Origin of the sequence: Kitasatospora misakiensis (assembly GCF_042656005.1) — a bacterium.
GTDB classification, from domain to species: Bacteria; Actinomycetota; Actinomycetes; order Streptomycetales; family Streptomycetaceae; genus Kitasatospora; species Kitasatospora misakiensis.
This window is the reverse complement of the sequence record NZ_JBHSOF010000015.1, coordinates 128,226-142,957: the sequence shown is the minus strand read 5'-3', so window position 1 is coordinate 142,957 and position 14,732 is coordinate 128,226. Positions and strand designations below refer to the sequence as shown.

Annotated in this window: 13 protein-coding genes and 1 pseudogene; 6 read left to right on the top strand and 8 right to left on the bottom strand. The window is 73.6% G+C overall.

What is annotated here, in order from left to right:
- Positions 1-182 precede the first annotated feature (182 nt).
- Together ACFP3U_RS14665 and ACFP3U_RS14660 are read right to left on the bottom strand one after the other, a co-directional pair.
- On the bottom strand, positions 183-374 hold the full coding sequence (locus ACFP3U_RS14665) for a DUF5999 family protein (RefSeq protein ID WP_266273201.1): 192 nt from the start codon (positions 372-374) through the stop codon (positions 183-185).
- 403 nt (positions 375-777) lie between these two features.
- Positions 778-1,398: a hypothetical protein gene (locus tag ACFP3U_RS14660; RefSeq protein WP_380225923.1), complete on the bottom strand. Its 621-nt coding sequence runs from the start codon at positions 1,396-1,398 to the stop codon at positions 778-780.
- Between the two features lie 364 nt (positions 1,399-1,762).
- Between ACFP3U_RS14660 and ACFP3U_RS14655 the strand changes: the two genes are divergently transcribed.
- On the top strand, positions 1,763-3,268 hold the full coding sequence (locus ACFP3U_RS14655) for a glutamate-cysteine ligase family protein (protein ID WP_380225922.1): 1,506 nt from the start codon (positions 1,763-1,765) through the stop codon (positions 3,266-3,268).
- 151 nt (positions 3,269-3,419) lie between these two features.
- Positions 3,420-4,208 (top strand): CPBP family intramembrane glutamic endopeptidase, encoded by a 789-nt coding sequence (locus ACFP3U_RS14650; protein WP_380225921.1) that lies wholly within the window; start codon positions 3,420-3,422, stop codon positions 4,206-4,208.
- 158 nt (positions 4,209-4,366) lie between these two features.
- Here the strand turns inward: ACFP3U_RS14650 and ACFP3U_RS14645 are convergent, their stop codons facing one another.
- The 5 genes and pseudogenes from ACFP3U_RS14645 to ACFP3U_RS14625 all read right to left on the bottom strand — a co-directional run.
- Positions 4,367-5,656, bottom strand: coding sequence for an MFS transporter (locus ACFP3U_RS14645; RefSeq protein WP_380225920.1), 1,290 nt, complete (start codon positions 5,654-5,656; stop codon positions 4,367-4,369).
- A 91-nt stretch (positions 5,657-5,747) separates the two neighbouring features.
- Positions 5,748-6,449, bottom strand: coding sequence for a dienelactone hydrolase family protein (locus ACFP3U_RS14640; protein ID WP_380225919.1), 702 nt, complete (start codon positions 6,447-6,449; stop codon positions 5,748-5,750).
- Between the two features lie 80 nt (positions 6,450-6,529).
- Entirely contained in the window at positions 6,530-7,942 is a 1,413-nt protein-coding gene (locus ACFP3U_RS14635; RefSeq protein WP_380225918.1) for a sugar porter family MFS transporter, read from the bottom strand.
- A 118-nt stretch (positions 7,943-8,060) separates the two neighbouring features.
- The gene (locus ACFP3U_RS14630) at positions 8,061-8,732 is read right to left on the bottom strand and encodes an FMN-binding negative transcriptional regulator (RefSeq protein WP_380225917.1); all 672 of its coding nucleotides are present in this window, start codon (positions 8,730-8,732) and stop codon (positions 8,061-8,063) included.
- Positions 8,733-8,880: 148 nt separating this feature from the next.
- Positions 8,881-9,534: pseudogene (locus ACFP3U_RS14625) on the bottom strand (pyridoxamine 5'-phosphate oxidase family protein); the annotation flags it as partial.
- A gap of 34 nt (positions 9,535-9,568) precedes the next feature.
- Here ACFP3U_RS14625 and ACFP3U_RS14620 point away from each other — a divergent pair.
- Entirely contained in the window at positions 9,569-10,933 is a 1,365-nt protein-coding gene (locus ACFP3U_RS14620; RefSeq protein WP_380225916.1) for an aminotransferase class I/II-fold pyridoxal phosphate-dependent enzyme, read from the top strand.
- A gap of 397 nt (positions 10,934-11,330) precedes the next feature.
- On the opposite strand, the gene ACFP3U_RS14615 is transcribed toward ACFP3U_RS14620, so the two are convergent.
- Positions 11,331-12,689 carry an NAD(P)/FAD-dependent oxidoreductase gene (locus tag ACFP3U_RS14615; RefSeq protein WP_380225915.1) on the bottom strand — a complete coding sequence of 453 codons (1,359 nt, stop codon included), beginning with the start codon at positions 12,687-12,689 and terminating at the stop codon, positions 11,331-11,333.
- A gap of 266 nt (positions 12,690-12,955) precedes the next feature.
- On the opposite strand from ACFP3U_RS14615, the gene ACFP3U_RS14610 reads away from it, so the two are divergent.
- The 3 genes from ACFP3U_RS14610 to ACFP3U_RS14600 all read left to right on the top strand — a co-directional run bounded on the left by ACFP3U_RS14610 (position 12,956) and on the right by ACFP3U_RS14600 (position 14,685).
- Positions 12,956-13,711 (top strand): HipA family kinase, encoded by a 756-nt coding sequence (locus ACFP3U_RS14610; protein WP_380225914.1) that lies wholly within the window; start codon positions 12,956-12,958, stop codon positions 13,709-13,711.
- On the top strand, positions 13,708-14,124 hold the full coding sequence (locus ACFP3U_RS14605) for a DUF3037 domain-containing protein (RefSeq protein ID WP_380225913.1): 417 nt from the start codon (positions 13,708-13,710) through the stop codon (positions 14,122-14,124). Before ACFP3U_RS14610 ends, ACFP3U_RS14605 begins: the two co-directional genes overlap by 4 nt.
- Before the next feature lie 117 nt (positions 14,125-14,241).
- Positions 14,242-14,685 carry a MarR family winged helix-turn-helix transcriptional regulator gene (locus ACFP3U_RS14600; protein WP_380225912.1) on the top strand — a complete coding sequence of 148 codons (444 nt, stop codon included), beginning with the start codon at positions 14,242-14,244 and terminating at the stop codon, positions 14,683-14,685.
- Positions 14,686-14,732 lie beyond the last annotated feature (47 nt).

Genomic DNA, 14,732 nt, shown 5'->3' with positions numbered 1-14,732 from the left:
TCGACACCCGCACCCCCACAACAACAGCAAACGCCGGTCTCCGAGAACAGTCTCGAAGACCGGCGTCACTCAATGCAGCCGATCAGTCACATTCGCCAACAGCGTCGTGCTACCGCCGGGGCCCTGCCCGCTTGAGGTTCGACTGGCGCGTTCTGGCGCGTTCCCCGTGCCGGCCCGGCGGTTCAGACCGCGCTGGCGGCCGGGCGGCGCGGGGCGATCACCCGGCCGTCGGGCAGCAGCTCGCCGGTGTCCTCGAAGAGCAGGACGCCGTTGCAGAGCAGGCTCCACCCCTGTTCCGGGTGGCAGGCCACCGGGACGGCGGCCTCGCGGTCCTCGGATTCGGCCGACGGACACTCAGGACGGTGCTGGCACATACGTACCCTCGCTTCGCTCCGCGATCCTCCCCGTGATGCGGTGCCGCCGGATGACCGTCGGGCGCCGCCGCGGTGGTCGGATTCTGTCCGGCGCCGGGCCAGGTGTGGGCCGGCGCTCAAGTGGGTAGGACAGGAGGTCCTTCCACGCTGGTTCCCAGTGTCGGCATCCCGGGACGCGCGCGCAGCGATTTCGTGACATGCGCCACAACCCCCGGGCAGAGATCACCCGTTCAGGTGGCAGGAAGCCGGAATAGGCACCGGACGGGCCATCCGCCGGAGGGCCCGTCCGGGTCATGCGGGATGACCCGTCCGGGCGGCGGCCCTCCGGTCGGTGCCCGCGAAGGGGCGAGGTGAGGGAGCGGTGTGCGTGCCGCGGGCCGGTGCGCCGGCCGCCGGCACCGGATCAGTGCGCCCCGGAGGCGAGCCGGGCGGAGTCCGGGGGCGCGCCGAGCAGCAACGGGCGGTTGATCGGGGACCGGGCGATCGGCCCGCGGGCCAGCACCGGCAGCAGTTCGGCGGCCGGGTGGGCCCGGTGTGCCGTGACCCCCATCGGTGCCGGGGCCAGCGGGATCAGCAGGTCGGCGCCGGGACCGCCGTCCGGGCTGTGCAGCCAGAGCGCCGTCGCGTACTGGCCGGGGAAGGTCAGCAGCCGCGGTTGGCAGCGGGTCCGGGCGGACTGGGCCAGCTGCCAGGCCTGGCGCAGTGCTCTGACCGTTGAGTCCAGATAGGGGCCGGCGGTGAAGTGCGAGAAGGTGTGGCCCTCGGGCCCCTGCACCACCTCGGCCGCGGCGGCGACCTCGGTGCCGTCCTTGATCAGGAAGCGCCATCCCGTCCGCCGGGCGGCGGCGAGTTCGGCCCGCGGGCCCTCCAGGACGTGGACGGCGAGCGGGTGCGCGGGGACGAGGGGCCCGGTCGGGTGACGCAGCGCGGCGGCGGCGGGCTGACGCAGCGCGGTCTCCGAGTCGAGCGCGGCGAGGACTGCGCGCAGGGCACTGGGCGGGGGCTGGGGGGTCTGCAGAGTCATGGCAAGGTCGCCTCTCCGTGCGAGATCGGCGTGCGAGTGCGGCATACCGGCATGGCGGGTGCGTCGGCGGTGACGGGACCTGGGCCTTGTCCGGTTGGGCAGGATCGCGGTGCCGGCGCGGCCGCCGCCCTCGGGTCTCGGGGCGACAAATCGGCCGGGCCGTGGCGCAGTGCGAATTCTACTCGAACAGGTGCACAGGGTGACCTGTTTATCACAGGCCGTGGCGCCGGGCAAGTCGGCAGTTGAGCTGAAACAGCGTCAGTTTCCTTGCAATGCAAGCCATTCGACGCATTCGGGTATCGATCTTCGGGGTGGGCATGATGCTTGCGCGGTCGAGCGCCGGCCGGCTCAGGAGGAGGGGACCATGGGCGAGAAGGTCGTGGCGACGCGGGCGGACCTGTCGGACCGGCAGATGTACCGTCGCAAGCTCCAGTCCTGCCTCGACGCGCTCGGCCGGATGCTGCGCGAGGACCGCTTCGACCGTCCGAAGGCCGTGATGGGCCTGGAGATCGAGCTCAACCTGGCCGACGACCAGGGCCTGCCGATGCTGAACAACGGGCAGGTGCTCACCGCCATCGGCTCCGCCGACTTCCAGACCGAGCTGGGCCGGTTCAACATCGAGGTCAACATCGCGCCGCACCGGCTCGGCGGGCACGTCTTCGAGGAGCTCCGCGAGGAGATCGACACCGGCCTGCGCTACGCCGACCGGAGGGCCGAGGAGGCCGGCGCGCGGATCGTGATGGTCGGCATCCTGCCGACCCTGGAGCTCGACCACACCGGGCTCGACGCGATGTCCCACAACCAGCGGTACAGCCTGCTCAGCGACCAGATCCTGGCCGCCCGGGGGGAGGACATCACGCTGGACATCAAGGGCGTCGAGCACCTCCAGCTGGACTCGATCACGATGGTCGCCGAGGCCGCCGCGACCTCGCTCCAGCTGCACCTCCAGGTGACCCCGGAGCGGTTCTCCTCGGTGTGGAACGCCGCCCAGGCGATCTGCGGGCCGCAGCTCGCCCTCGGCGCCAACTCGCCGTTCCTGTTCGGCCGCGAGCTGTGGCGGGAGACCCGTCCGGTGCTCTTCCAGCAGGCCTGCGACACCCGTTCGGCGGAGCTCAAGGCGCAGGGCGTGCGACCGATCACCTGGTTCGGCGAACGCTGGGTGGACTCGGCGTACGACCTGTTCGAGGAGAACCTGAAGTACTTCCCGGCGCTGCTGCCGATCTGCGACGACGAGGACCCGGCCAAGGTGCTGGCCTCGGGCGGGGTGCCGCGGCTCGGCGAGATGCGGCTGCACAACGGCACCATCTACCGCTGGAACCGGCCCGTCTACGACGTCAGCGGCAGAGTACCGCATCTGCGGGTGGAGAACCGGGCACTGCCCGCCGGGCCGACGGTCGCCGACACGCTCGCCAATGCGGCCTTCTACTACGGCGTGGTGCGGGTGCTGGCCGAGCAGTCCCGGCCGATCTGGACCAGGCTGCCGTTCGAGCGGGCCGACGAGAACTTCGAGCAGGCGGCCCGGTACGGCATAGACGCGGTGTTCCAGTGGCCGCGGTCCGGCCGGGCCGGGCGCGGCGGCGGGCTGACCACGGTCTCCGCCGTCGACCTGGTGCTCAACGAGCTGCTGCCGATGGCGTACCAGGGCCTGGACGCGTGGGGCGTGGAGCCGGCCGACCGGGACCGCTACCTCGGGATCATCGAGCAGCGCTGTCTGCGCCGGACCAACGGCGCCTCGTGGCAGAGCGCGACCTTCCACCGGCTGCGCGAGCAGTACGGGACGGACCGGCCGACCGCGATCGCGGCGATGACCCGGCGGTACATGGAGCACATGCGCGGCGGCGAGCCGGTGCACGCCTGGCCGGTCGGGTAGGTCTGTCGGGCTGGTCGGGCTGGTCAGGGCCCGGGTCCCGGCGGTCCGCGGGGGAGGCTGTGGCAGGATGACCGCTCCGGTTCGCCGACGGCCGCGTCCGCCGGTGGCCGGAGCGCCGCCCGTCCGTCGCCGTCCGCGCTGGAGCACCCCCGTGACGACCGTCCCGACCGCACCGGAGACCGTGCAGCCGACCCGCCGGCTGCTCGGCGTGGAGCTGCTGACCGTCCTCGGCCTCTCGCTCGGGGCGAGCGGCATCGGCGCGCTGATCAGCTTCACCGGCTCGCTCACCGAGACCCTGAAGCTCGGCCAGCAGGTGGCCACCCTGAACGGCTCGCGCGCCCCCGGCCGGCCGTGGCTCGACCTGGTCTGGCAGCTCTACTACATCGGCCGCGGCCTGATGCCGGTCGTCCTGGTCGGCTACCTGCTGGTCCGCGAGGGCGTGTCGCTGCGGGTGCTGGGCTTCGACCTCGGGCAGAAGCTGCGCGACCTCGGCCGCGGCGCGGCCGTCGCGGCGGCGATCGGCGGCTCCGGGCTGGTGCTCTACCTGGGCTCGCAGGCGGCCGGCTACAACCTGACGGTCGCGCCGTCCGGGCTGCCGGACGTCTGGTGGCGGATCCCGGTGCTGGTCCTCTCGGCCTGGCAGAACGCGATCCTGGAGGAGGTCGTCGTCCTCGGCTACCTGCTGCGCCGGGTGACGCAGCTGGGCTGGACGTGGCCGGCCGCGCTGGCGGCGAGCGCGCTGCTGCGCGGCTCGTACCACCTCTACCAGGGGGTCGGCGGGCTGGTCGGCAACATCGTGATGGGCGTGGTGTTCTGCCTGCTGTACCGGCGGTGGGGGCGGGTGATGCCGCTGGTGGTGGCGCACGCGCTGATCGACACGGTGGCGTTCGTCGGGTACGCACTGCTGGCCGGCCACGTCAGTTGGCTGCCCACCGGCTGACCGAACGGACCGCACCGGGACGCGGCGGCCGGGACAGCAGCCGGTCCACTGTCTCGTCCGTTGTCACCTGGTCGGACGAGTCGTGCCCTCCGGTGGTTGCCTGCCGGAGGGCGTGTTCGGGGTGGGGTGTTGTCCGTTCGTGCCGGGGGTGGTTCGGGTCAGTGGGTCGGGGCGGGTTCCGGGAGGGTGTCGGCGGGGTGGTCGGCGGGGCGTCGGGAGAGCCGGCGGACCTGTGGCTCCAGTAGGACGGCGACGCTGAGCACCAGGGAGATCACCGCGCAGGACCAGAGCGCGCCGGAGAGTCCGAGCAGGTCGGCGGCCGGGCCGGCGAGGGCGGTGCCGAGTGGTGCCAGCGAGAGGGAGCCGAGCTCGTCGTAGGCGGCGACCCGGGAGAACGCCTCGGCCGGGATCTCCTGCTGGAGCGCGATCATCCAGTTGACGCCGAAGACCGTGACGCCGACGCCGGAGAGGAACATCGCCGCGCAGAGCACCGGCAGCGGGGCGGACACCGCGAGGGCGAGCGCGGGCACGCCGAACAGGAAGACGCCCCAGTTGCCGACCAGCAGGATCCGGCGCGGCTGCCAGCGGGCCATCAGTACCCCGGTGGCGACCAGTCCGACGCCGTAGGCGGCCATCGCCAGGCCCCAGTCGCGGGCGCCGCCGAGCCGGTCCTTGGCGACGGCCGGCCCGTACACCGCCTCGACCGCGCCGACGCAGGCGACCAGTACCGAGAACTGGAGCACGATGACCCAGAGCCAGCGGCGGGAGGCGAACTCGTGCCAGCCCTCGCGCAGGTCGCGGAGCATGCCGCCGCCCGCCGCCGGGGCCTCGGCCGGGGCGGTCGGGGCCTGCGGTTCCAGCAGGAAGCGCAGGGCGGCGGCGGCCAGGAAGCAGGCGGCGTCCAGGGCGAGCACCCAGCCGGGGCCGACCGCGGCGGTCAGCGCGCCGCCGAGCGCGGCGCCGCCGATCTGCGCGCCGTTGAAGCCCATCCGGTAGACCGAGAACGCCCGGGCGGCGTGCTCGGGGGTGACGCTCTCCAGGATCATGCCGCCGGAGGCGGGGGAGTAGAACGCGTAGCCGGCGCCGGCGCCGGCCGAGAACAGCATCAGCTGCCAGAGCGTCGGCTCGCCGGCCAGGACCAGGGCGGCGAGGGCGCCCTGGGAGACGGCGCTGAACAGGTTGGCGCCGACCATGACGTGGTGGCGCGGCAGCCGGTCGGCGAGGGCGCCGCCGATGATCAGCAGCAGGACGGTGGGCAGCAGCCGGGCCGCGGTGACGTAGCCGACGTCGGCGGTCGAGCCGCCGCCGTCGAGGATCGCGAAGGCGGTGGCGATGGGGGCGCCGGCGTTGCCGAGACCGCTGATCACGGTGGCGGCGGTCTGGATCCGGAAGTTGCGGCTCGCCCAGGAGAAGCGGCCGGCCGGCGAGGGTGTGGGTGGGCTCTGCACTCCGTGACTATGCCGGGGCGGATGATCCGTGTCCATCCGATTAACGGACCGCCGGACGGCCTTCCCGGCGGCAACGGGGGCGTGGGGGTGTTCAGCCCAGGTGGCCCCGGAGGAAGGTCAGGGTGCGCTTCCAGGCGATCCCCGCCTGCAAGGGGTCGTAGGTGCCGAGCAGGTTCTCCTCGTTCATGAAGGCGTGGCCGGCCGGGTAGAAGTGGAACTCCGGGCGGACGTCGGTGGCCTCGCCGATCCGGATCGCGGCCTCGTCCACGGCGGTCATCGGGATCGACCGGTCGCGCTCCCCGTAGTGGCCGAGCACATGGGCGGTCAGGCCCCGGTACTCGAAGTCCGGGTCGGGCGGCAGACCGTAGAACGGGACCGCCGCGGCCACCCGGTCGCCCTCGGCGGCGGCCAGCAGCAGGGCGAAGCCGCCGCCCATGCAGAAGCCGACCACCCCGACCGCGTCCCCGACCACGCCGTCCAGGCCGAGCAGCAGGTCGACCGCGCCGCGCAGGTCCCGGACCGCCCGCTCGACCGGCAGCTCGCGCTTGAGTCGGGCCGCCTCGGCGCTGTCGTGGGTGGTCGCGCCGCCGAAGAGGTCCGGCGCGAGGACGGTGAAGCCCTCGGCGGCGAACCGGTCGGCCACGCCGGCCAGGTACGGGGTCAGGCCCCACCACTCCTGGACCACCACCAGGCCGGGGCCGACGCCCTGCGGCGGACGGGCCAGGTAGCCGTGGGCCTCGCGGCCGTTGCTCGGGAAGGTGACGTTCTGTCGGGAGCCGCCCTGGTCAGGCATGGCTTCCTCTCGGGGGACGGGCCGCCGGGCGCGGCGGCGGGTCGGGGGCCGGGTGCTGGGGTGTCGGGGCAGGAGGGGTCTCAGCCCATCTCCTCCAGGGCGCGGCCCTTGGTCTCCTTGATGCAGAAGGCCACGAACGGGATGGAGAGCAGGGCGAAGGCCGCGTAGCCGACGTACGTCGCCGACAGGTTCCAGTCGGCGAGGTCGGGGAAGCTGACGGTGATCGCCCAGTTGGCGATCCACTGGGCGGAGGCGGCGACGGACAGGGCGAGCGCGCGGATCCGGTTGGGGAACATCTCGCCGAGCAGCACCCAGACCACCACGCCCCAGGAGAACGCGAAGCAGAGCACGAAGACGTGCGCGGCGACCAGGGCGACCGTCGCGTGGGTGTTGTCCAGGGCGGCGGTGTCGCCGGTGCCCTGCCGGTAGGAGAACGCCCAGGCGGCGGTGGAGAGCGCGGCGGCCATGCCGACCGAGCCGGCCAGCGCGAGCGGCTTGCGGCCGATCCGGTCGACCAGGGCCATCGCGATCACCGTGCCGATCACGTTGATGATCGACGTGGAGAGGCTGATCAGCAGCGAGTTCGACTCGTCGATACCGACCGACTGCCACAGGAAGGAGGAGTAGTAGAAGATCACGTTGATACCGACGAACTGCTGGAACACCGAGGCGCCGATGCCGACCCAGACGATCGGCAGCAGGCCGAACCGGCCGCCCAGCAGGTCCTTGGCCCGCGGCTTGTGCGCGGACGCCAGCACCGCGCGGATCTCGGCCACCCGGGCGTCGAGGTCGACGTCCTCGCCCTCGACCTCCCGCAGCACCTTGCGGGCCTGGTCCTCCCGGCGGTCGGCGATCAGGAAGCGCGGCGACTCCGGGATGGCCAGGGCCATCAGCCCGTACACCAGGGCCGGGATCGTCTCCACGCCGAGCATCCACTGCCAGGCCTGGATGTTGCCCAGGTGGCCGGTGGACTCGCCGCCGGCGGCCTGGTTGAGCGCCCAGTTGGCGAGCTGGGAGACGGTGATGCCGAGCACGATCGCCATCTGCTGGAAGGAGGCCAGCCGGCCCCGGTAGGCGGTCGGGGCGACCTCGGCGATGTAGGTCGGTGCGATCACCGAGGCGATGCCGATCGCGACACCGCCGACCACCCGCCAGGTGGCCAGCACCTCGATGTTCGGCGGGAACATCGAGCCGATGCCGCTGACCGCGAAGAGGGACGCGGCCAGCAGCATGGTCCGTACCCGGCCGAAGTGGTCGGCGAGCCGCCCGGCCACCATCGCCCCGGCCGCCGAGCCGAGCAGGGCGATGGCGACCACGAACGCCGTCGTGCCGTTGCCCACCCCGAAGTGCTTCTGGATGCCCGTCACCGCGCCGTTGATCACGGCGCTGTCGTAGCCGAACAGGAACCCGCCCATCGCGGCGGCGGCCGAGATGAAGACGACGTGCCCGAGGTGCGCCTCGCCGGATACCTGCTGGGTCTGGGTCCTGGCCACGCGCGCTCCCCGGGATCGACGGTCCCGCCCGCACGGCGATCGGGCGGGGTTCGGCTCACATTCGATCAGCCCCCGGGGGACGGCGCCTCGACGAATGGGCCGAACGGGTGACGTAGCGTCAGATCCGTGCGCCGTCCGGGCAGGCGGGCACCTCGGGCACCGCGGGCGGACCGGAGCGGCGGGCGTTGCGGCGCAGCAGCTGGGTGCGGGCGCCGCCGTCGAGGCCGCGGCCCCGCTCGGCGAGGCGGTCGGCCAGGGCGTACTGCTCGGCGGCAGGCTTCTTGTCGTCGAACTTGAACTTGGCGCGGACCTCGCGGACCGTCAGGCGCAGCCCGGTCAGACCGGGGAGCAGCCGGGCGAACTCGCCCTCGCCCGGGGTCACCCGGACGTCCGGGCGCTCCGGCTGGAAGTGGGCCAGCTGGCGGTTGAGGATCTCCGCCTTGCCGGCCGGGTCGGTGACGACCGAGGCGGTCGCGTGGAAGTGCACCGAGGCGTAGTAGCTGGTGGGGGTGCCGGGCTCGCCGCGCCAGTGGCCGGGGGCGAACGCGTAGTCGTCGGTGACCGCGAGGGTGACCTCCGGGTCCGCCCGGACGGCCGCGAGCAGCGGGTTGGGGGCGGCCAGGTGGAGCAGGATCTCGCCGCGGTCGGCGTCCAGCAGGAAGTGGGTGGGGACGAGGACGGGGCCGTGGCCCGGTCCGCCGTTGGCGGCGAGCAGGCCGAAGTCGCGGCCCTCGGCGAGCCAGGCGCGCCATTCGGCCTCGTCGCCGCGGTCCCAGGAGCGGATCAGCATCGGGGGCCTCCGGTCAGGCGGTGGGGGCGGACCGGTGGGCGGCCGCGTCGGGGGTGGTCGGTATGTCGTGGCTCCGGTCGGTGCCAGGGTCGGTGCCAGGGTCGGTGTCCGGGTCGCCCGGGTCGTGGCCGGGGCCGGTGAGGGCGCGCAGGTTGGCGGGGAGCGGCACGGTGGTCGAGGCGTCCGGCACGGGCGCGCCGTATCCGGTGGTGACCGGGACGAGCCCGGCCCAGTACGGCAGGTCGAGGTCCTCGGCGTCGTCGTCGGCGAGGTCGGCCCGGGTCTTGGCGGAGACCTCGTCGAGGTCCAGGCGGATCACCGCGGTGGCGGCGAGCTCCTTGGCGTTGGCCGGGCGGACCTCGGCGGAGCGGCCCGGCACGACCTGGTCGACCAGGGCGTCCAGCGCGACGCGCAGCTCCTCGGGGTCGGTGACCTGGTGCGCGGTGCCGTGCGCCACCACCGAGCGGAAGTTGACCGAGTGGTTGAACGCCGACTTGGTCAGCACCAGCGCGTCGACCAGGGTGACGGTGAGGCAGACCGGCAGGCCCTCCTCGCCCCGGGCGCCGCGCAGCGGCCGGCTGCCCGTGGAACCGTGCACGTAGAGGCGGTCGCCGACCCGCGCGTGGATGGTGGGCAGCACGACCGGCGCGCCGTCGACGACGAAGCCGAGGTGGCAGAGGTAGGTGGCATCGAGGATCGCGTGGATCGCCTCGCGCTCCCAGCTGGCGCGGTCCTTGTAGCGGGTCGGCGTGGTGCGCGGGGTGCGGGCGTAGGACGTGTCGCCGTCCGGTGGGGTCGACATGACAACCTCTATGTACTAGTGCATAATGTCGTTTGTGCTAGGAGACTATCGGATCACCGGTCGGCGTGCCAGCGAGATCGCCGCCGAGATCGAGCGGGGCGTCAGCGGCGGGCAGCTCGCCCCCGGGACGGCGCTGCCGCCGCTGCGCGACCTCGCCACCGAACTCGGCGTCAACCCCAATACCGTGGCCGCCGCCTACCGCCTGCTCCGCGACCGCGGGGTGATCGAGACCGCCGGCCGACGGGGCAGCCGGATCCGTCCGCGCCCCGCCCACACCCCACGCGACCGGATCCGCCTGCCCGTCCCGGCGCACGCCCGCGACCTCTCCGAGGGCAACCCCGACCCGGCGCTGCTGCCCGACCTCACCCCGGCCCTCGCCGAGGCCGCCGAGGCCGCCCGCCGGCACCCGGTCCGCTACGGCGACCCGGCCGCCGACCCCGGCCTGCTCGCGCTGGCCGGCGCGGGCTTCGCCGCCGACGGCCTGCCGTCCGGGCCGATCGCCGTCGCCTCCGGCTCGCTGGACACCATCGAGCGGATCCTGGCCACCCGGCTGCGCCCCGGCGACGCCGTCGCCGTCGAGGACCCGGGCTGGGCCAGCCTGCTCGACCTGCTGCCGGCGCTCGGCCTGCGCACCCTGCCGGTCCTGCTCGACGACGCGGGCCCGCTGCCCGGGTCCCTCGCCGAGGCGCTGGACGGCGGAGCGCGCGCGGTGGTCGTCACCAGCCGGGCGCAGAACCCGACCGGCGCCGCGGTCACCGCCGAGCGGGCCGCGGAGCTGCGCGCCGTGCTGGCCGCGCACCCGGAGGTGCTGCTGATCGAGGACGACCACGGCCACGGCATCGTCGACCTGCCCTACCACCCGCTGGCCGGGGCGGGTTCGCGGCACTGGGCGGTGGTGCGCTCGGCGGCCAAGGGCTACGGCCCGGACCTGCGGCTCTCGGTCGCGGTGGGGGACGAGGACACCGTCGGGCGGGTGCTCGGGCGTCAGCGGCTGGGCGCCGGCTGGGTCAGCCATCTGCTCCAGGACACGGTGGCCGCGCTCTGGCGGGCGGACGCCGCGCCGGCGGAGCGGGTGGGCGCCGCCTACCGGGTGCGGCGGGAGGCCCTGATCGGCGAGCTGGCCGCGCGCGGGGTCGCGGCGCACGGGGCGAGCGGGCTGAACATCTGGGTGCCGGTGCCGGACGAGTCCGTCGTGCTCGCCGGGCTGGTGCAGCGCGGCTGGGTCGCGGCGCCGGGCGCCCGCTACCGGCTCCAGTCGCCGCCCGGGGTGCGGATCACCGTCGCGCAGCTGGACCCGGCAGACGCCGGGCGGCTGGCGGAGGACCTGGCGTCCGTGCTGGGCGGGAGGGACGGGATCGCCGGGACGGGGGCGGACGGGACGGCGTCGCGGTTGATCTGAAGGGTCTGCATCGGCTGATCCGAATCGGCGTGCAGGGAACCGGCCCGATTCCCTGCCATGCCCTGCCAATGGCGAATTTCGATCCGATCCGGATCGGATCGAAATTCATATCGCCATTGATTGACCGAAATGATCTGAATCAATCGGTAACAGACTGAGAAATCCGTTGCAGATACCTAGCGGTAACAAGCGCGGGCATGTCATCTTCATCGTGCCACCGGCCAGCGGCCCACCCCTCACCCCGCGTCTCGCCCGCCCCCACCCGCGGGCGAGACAGGACGCCAACGGGATGTACCTGACCGCGAAGTAGGCCGGGAAGTAGGCCGCGGAGCGAAGCACGTCGCCCCGCCCGGCGGCTCGGCCGGGCGGGGCGACGCGGGCCCGTGGATCGGGCCGGTCAGCCCTTGGCGAGCAGCGCCTGGGCGTGCTCCTTGACCTGGTCCCGGGTCAGATAGGCGTCGGTGTACTCGAAGTCGCGCAGCCGCGCGGGCTGGCGGGCGAGGAACCCGGTGCGCACGAAGTCGTCGCCGGCGGTCGCGTTGAGCAGCCAGTTCGCACCGACCCGGAACTTGGCGACATTGGTGCGCATCGCCATCAGGTGGTAGCCGCGGGCCACCAGCTGCGCCGGGACGCCGCGCAGCTCCACCCCGACCGGCTTGGAGACGGCGTCCTTGCCGCCGAGGTCCACCACCAGGCCCAAGTCCCTGTGGTAGTACGGCTCCAGCGGCTGGTTGCGGAGGGCGGCGACCACGTTGTTGGCCACCGCCCGACCCTGGCGGGCCGAGTGCTGGGCGGTCGGCGGGCAGACCGCGCCGTCGCCCTTGGCGAGGTCGGGGACGGCCGCCGCGTCACCGAGCGAGAACACGCCCTCGAACTGCGGCACCCGCATCTCCGCCGTCACCGCGATCCGCCCGCGCACCGTCTCGGCGTCCAGGGTGGCGATCAGCGGGCTGGCCGCGACGCCGGCCGTCCAGATCAGCGTCCGGCAGGGCAGCACCCGTCCGTCGGTGAACTTGACCGACTCGGCCCCCACCTCGGCCACCGAGACGCCCAGCGAGACCTCGATGCCCCGCTCGCGCAGCACCTCCAGGGCGGCGGTGCCGAGGGCGTCGCCCAGCTCGGGCATCAGCTTGGGGGCGATGTCGATGAGGTGCCACTTGATCTGCCGGGCGTCCAGCCGGGGGTAGCGCTGGGCGGCCGCCGTGGTGAGGCGCTGGAGGCAGGCGGCGGTCTCGGTGCCGGCGTAGCCGCCGCCGACCACCACGAACTGGAGCCGGGACTCGCGCTCCCGCTGGTCAGGGGTGGCCGAGGCGAGGTCGAGCTGGGCGATCACGTGGTCGCGGACGTAGGCCGCCTCGGCGAGGGTCTTCATGCCGCGCGCGTAGTCGGTCAGACCGGGGATGTCGAAGGTGCGGGTGACGCTGCCGGGGGCCAGCACCAGGTAGTCGTACTTCTGCGCCACCACCTCGTCGGTGATCTTGCGCACCACGCAGACCTTGGAGGCCGGGTCCACCCCGATGGCGCCGCCGGGGACGATGTGGGTGCGGCGCAGCGAGCGGCGCAGCGAGACGGCCACCGACTGCGGGGTGAGCACACCGGCCGCCACGTGCGGCAGCAACGGCAGATAGAGCTGGTAGCTGAACGGGGTGACCAGGGAGATCTCCGCCTCCGCCGGGGAGAGCTTGCGCTCCAGCCGGCGCGCGCACTCCAGTCCGGCGAAGCCAGCGCCCACGATCAGGATCCGGGCTCGTTCCATCGTGCGTCCCTCACAGTGCAGGTCGTTCCGCCGCGGCGCGCCGGTTGCCGGCGTGGTCGTGGCGGTGCGGGTCATGGCCGCTGCGGGTCGTGGCCGTCGGGTTCTCCGACTACTGTCCGCCACGGTCGCACGGAGCGGCCGGGGCTGCCACCGGGGCGACCCGGGCGGGCGAGACGGGCGAGATTGGTCGTGGCCCGCCGGACGGGACCGGCCGCGCCGCGCCGGACGACACCCGCCCCGTGCATATGCCCGATAGGCTGTCCGCCGTGCTCCCCGAGGTGACGGCGATCCGTTATGTGACGCCACTGCGAGAAGGCGGCTCGATGCCGGGCCTGGTCGAGGCCGACGACCGGCGGCTGTACGCGCTGAAGTGGGTCGGTGCCGCGCAGGGCCGCAAGGCGCTGGTCGCGGAGGTGCTGGCCGGTGAACTCGGCCGGCGGCTCGGTCTGCCGGTGCCCGAGCTGGTGACCGTCGACCTGGACCCGGTGCTGGCCCGCAGCGAGCCCGACCCGCAGATCCAGGATCAGATGCGCGCCAGCGGCGGGCTCAACCTGGGCATGGCCTTCGTCAGCGGCGCGCTCAACTTCGACCCGCTCTGCTTCGACGTGGACGCCGGGCTGGCCGGGCAGGTGCTCTGGTTCGACGCCCTGATCGGCAACGTCGACCGCTCCTGGCGCAACCCGAACCTGTTGGTCGCCACCGGCGGACTGCGGCTGATCGACCACGGCGCGAGCCTGATCTTCCACCACCACTGGGCCGGCGCGGCCGGCTGGATCCGTCGGCCGTACGACGCCTCCGACCACGCGCTGCTGCGCGCCGAGCCGGACCTGCTCGCCGCCGACAAGGTGCTCGCGCCGCTGGCGGAGGCGGCGATCGAGGAGGCGGTGGCCCGGATCCCGGACGTCTGGTTGGTGGACGAGCCCGGCTTCGACTCGCCCGAGGCGGTGCGCGCGGCGTACCGCACCCAGTTGACCGAGCGACTGGCCGGTCCGCGCGACTGGCTGCCGGAGGTGTCCGCGTGACCGAGCCGATCCGGTCGGCCCCGCCGACCCCCGCCGAGCTGCACGACTACGAGTACGCGGTGATCCGGGCGGTGCCCCGGGTGGAGCGCGGTGAGTGCGTCAACGTGGGCGTGCTGCTGTACTGCCGGCAGAGCTCCCACCTGGCCGCCCGGACCCATCTGGACCAGGCGCGGCTGCTGGCGCTGGACCCGGTGGCCGACGTGTCCGGGGTGCGGCGGGCGCTGCAGGGGATCGAGGCGGTCTGCGCGGGTGGGCCGCTGGCCGGTCCGGCGGCGTCGGACAGCCCCGGGCAGCGGTTCCGCTGGCTGACCGCGCCGCGCAGCGCGGTGGTCCAGCCGGGGCCGGTTCACACCGGGCTGACCGCGGATCCGGAGACGGAGCTGCGGCGGTTGTTCGACCAGCTGGTGCTCTGAGCGGCGGGGCGCGTCTGCCGGGCCGGGCCGGTCAGCTCCGGGCCGGCGGTTCCGCCACGGGATCTTTGCCGTGCTCAAAGCTTGAGTTGCTGAAGCAGTCGGTCGTAGGCTGAGGTCATGGGTTCGACAGCGACCACGACCGCACCGACCAACGCCGAGCTGATGGAGGCGCTGGCCGCCGTCGGCGCCGCGTACTTCCAGGACTTCGCGGCCGCCGCGGCCCGGCACGGTCTCTCCTCCTCACAGGCCAAGGCGCTCGGCGCCGTCCAGGAGCCGGTGCCGATGCGCGCGCTGGCCGGGCGGCTCGGCTGTGACGCGTCCAACGTGACCGGGATCGTCGACCGGCTGGAGGCCCTCGGCCTGGCCCGCCGGGAGGCCTCGGCGGGGGACCGGCGGGTCAAGATCGTGGTCATCAGTGAGCAGGGCCGGGAGATCCTGACGCTGATCCGCGGCGAGATGAGCCGGACCCACCAGGCCTTCGAGACCCTGAGCGGCGAGCAGCGGAGCGCGCTGCACTCGATCTGCGTCCAGGTCCTCCCGGTGCTCAGTAGCCGCCAGTAGCTGCGCCGCTCCCGGCGGCAGGACCGGGTCGGCCCTGCCGCCGGGAG

Excerpts from the sequence above, each read along its gene's own strand:
- ACFP3U_RS14630 (WP_380225917.1), bottom strand. The coding sequence starts at position 8,732 with ATGCTGATCCGCTCCTGGGACCGCGGCGACGAGGCCGAATGGCGCGCC.
- ACFP3U_RS14600 (WP_380225912.1), top strand. The coding sequence starts at position 14,242 with ATGGGTTCGACAGCGACCACGACCGCACCGACCAACGCCGAGCTGATG.
- ACFP3U_RS14665 (WP_266273201.1), bottom strand. The coding sequence starts at position 374 with ATGTGCCAGCACCGTCCTGAGTGTCCGTCGGCCGAATCCGAGGACCGC.
- ACFP3U_RS14655 (WP_380225922.1), top strand. The coding sequence starts at position 1,763 with ATGGGCGAGAAGGTCGTGGCGACGCGGGCGGACCTGTCGGACCGGCAG.
- ACFP3U_RS14660 (WP_380225923.1), bottom strand. The coding sequence starts at position 1,398 with ATGACTCTGCAGACCCCCCAGCCCCCGCCCAGTGCCCTGCGCGCAGTC.
- ACFP3U_RS14640 (WP_380225919.1), bottom strand. The coding sequence starts at position 6,449 with ATGCCTGACCAGGGCGGCTCCCGACAGAACGTCACCTTCCCGAGCAAC.
- ACFP3U_RS14615 (WP_380225915.1), bottom strand. The coding sequence starts at position 12,689 with ATGGAACGAGCCCGGATCCTGATCGTGGGCGCTGGCTTCGCCGGACTG.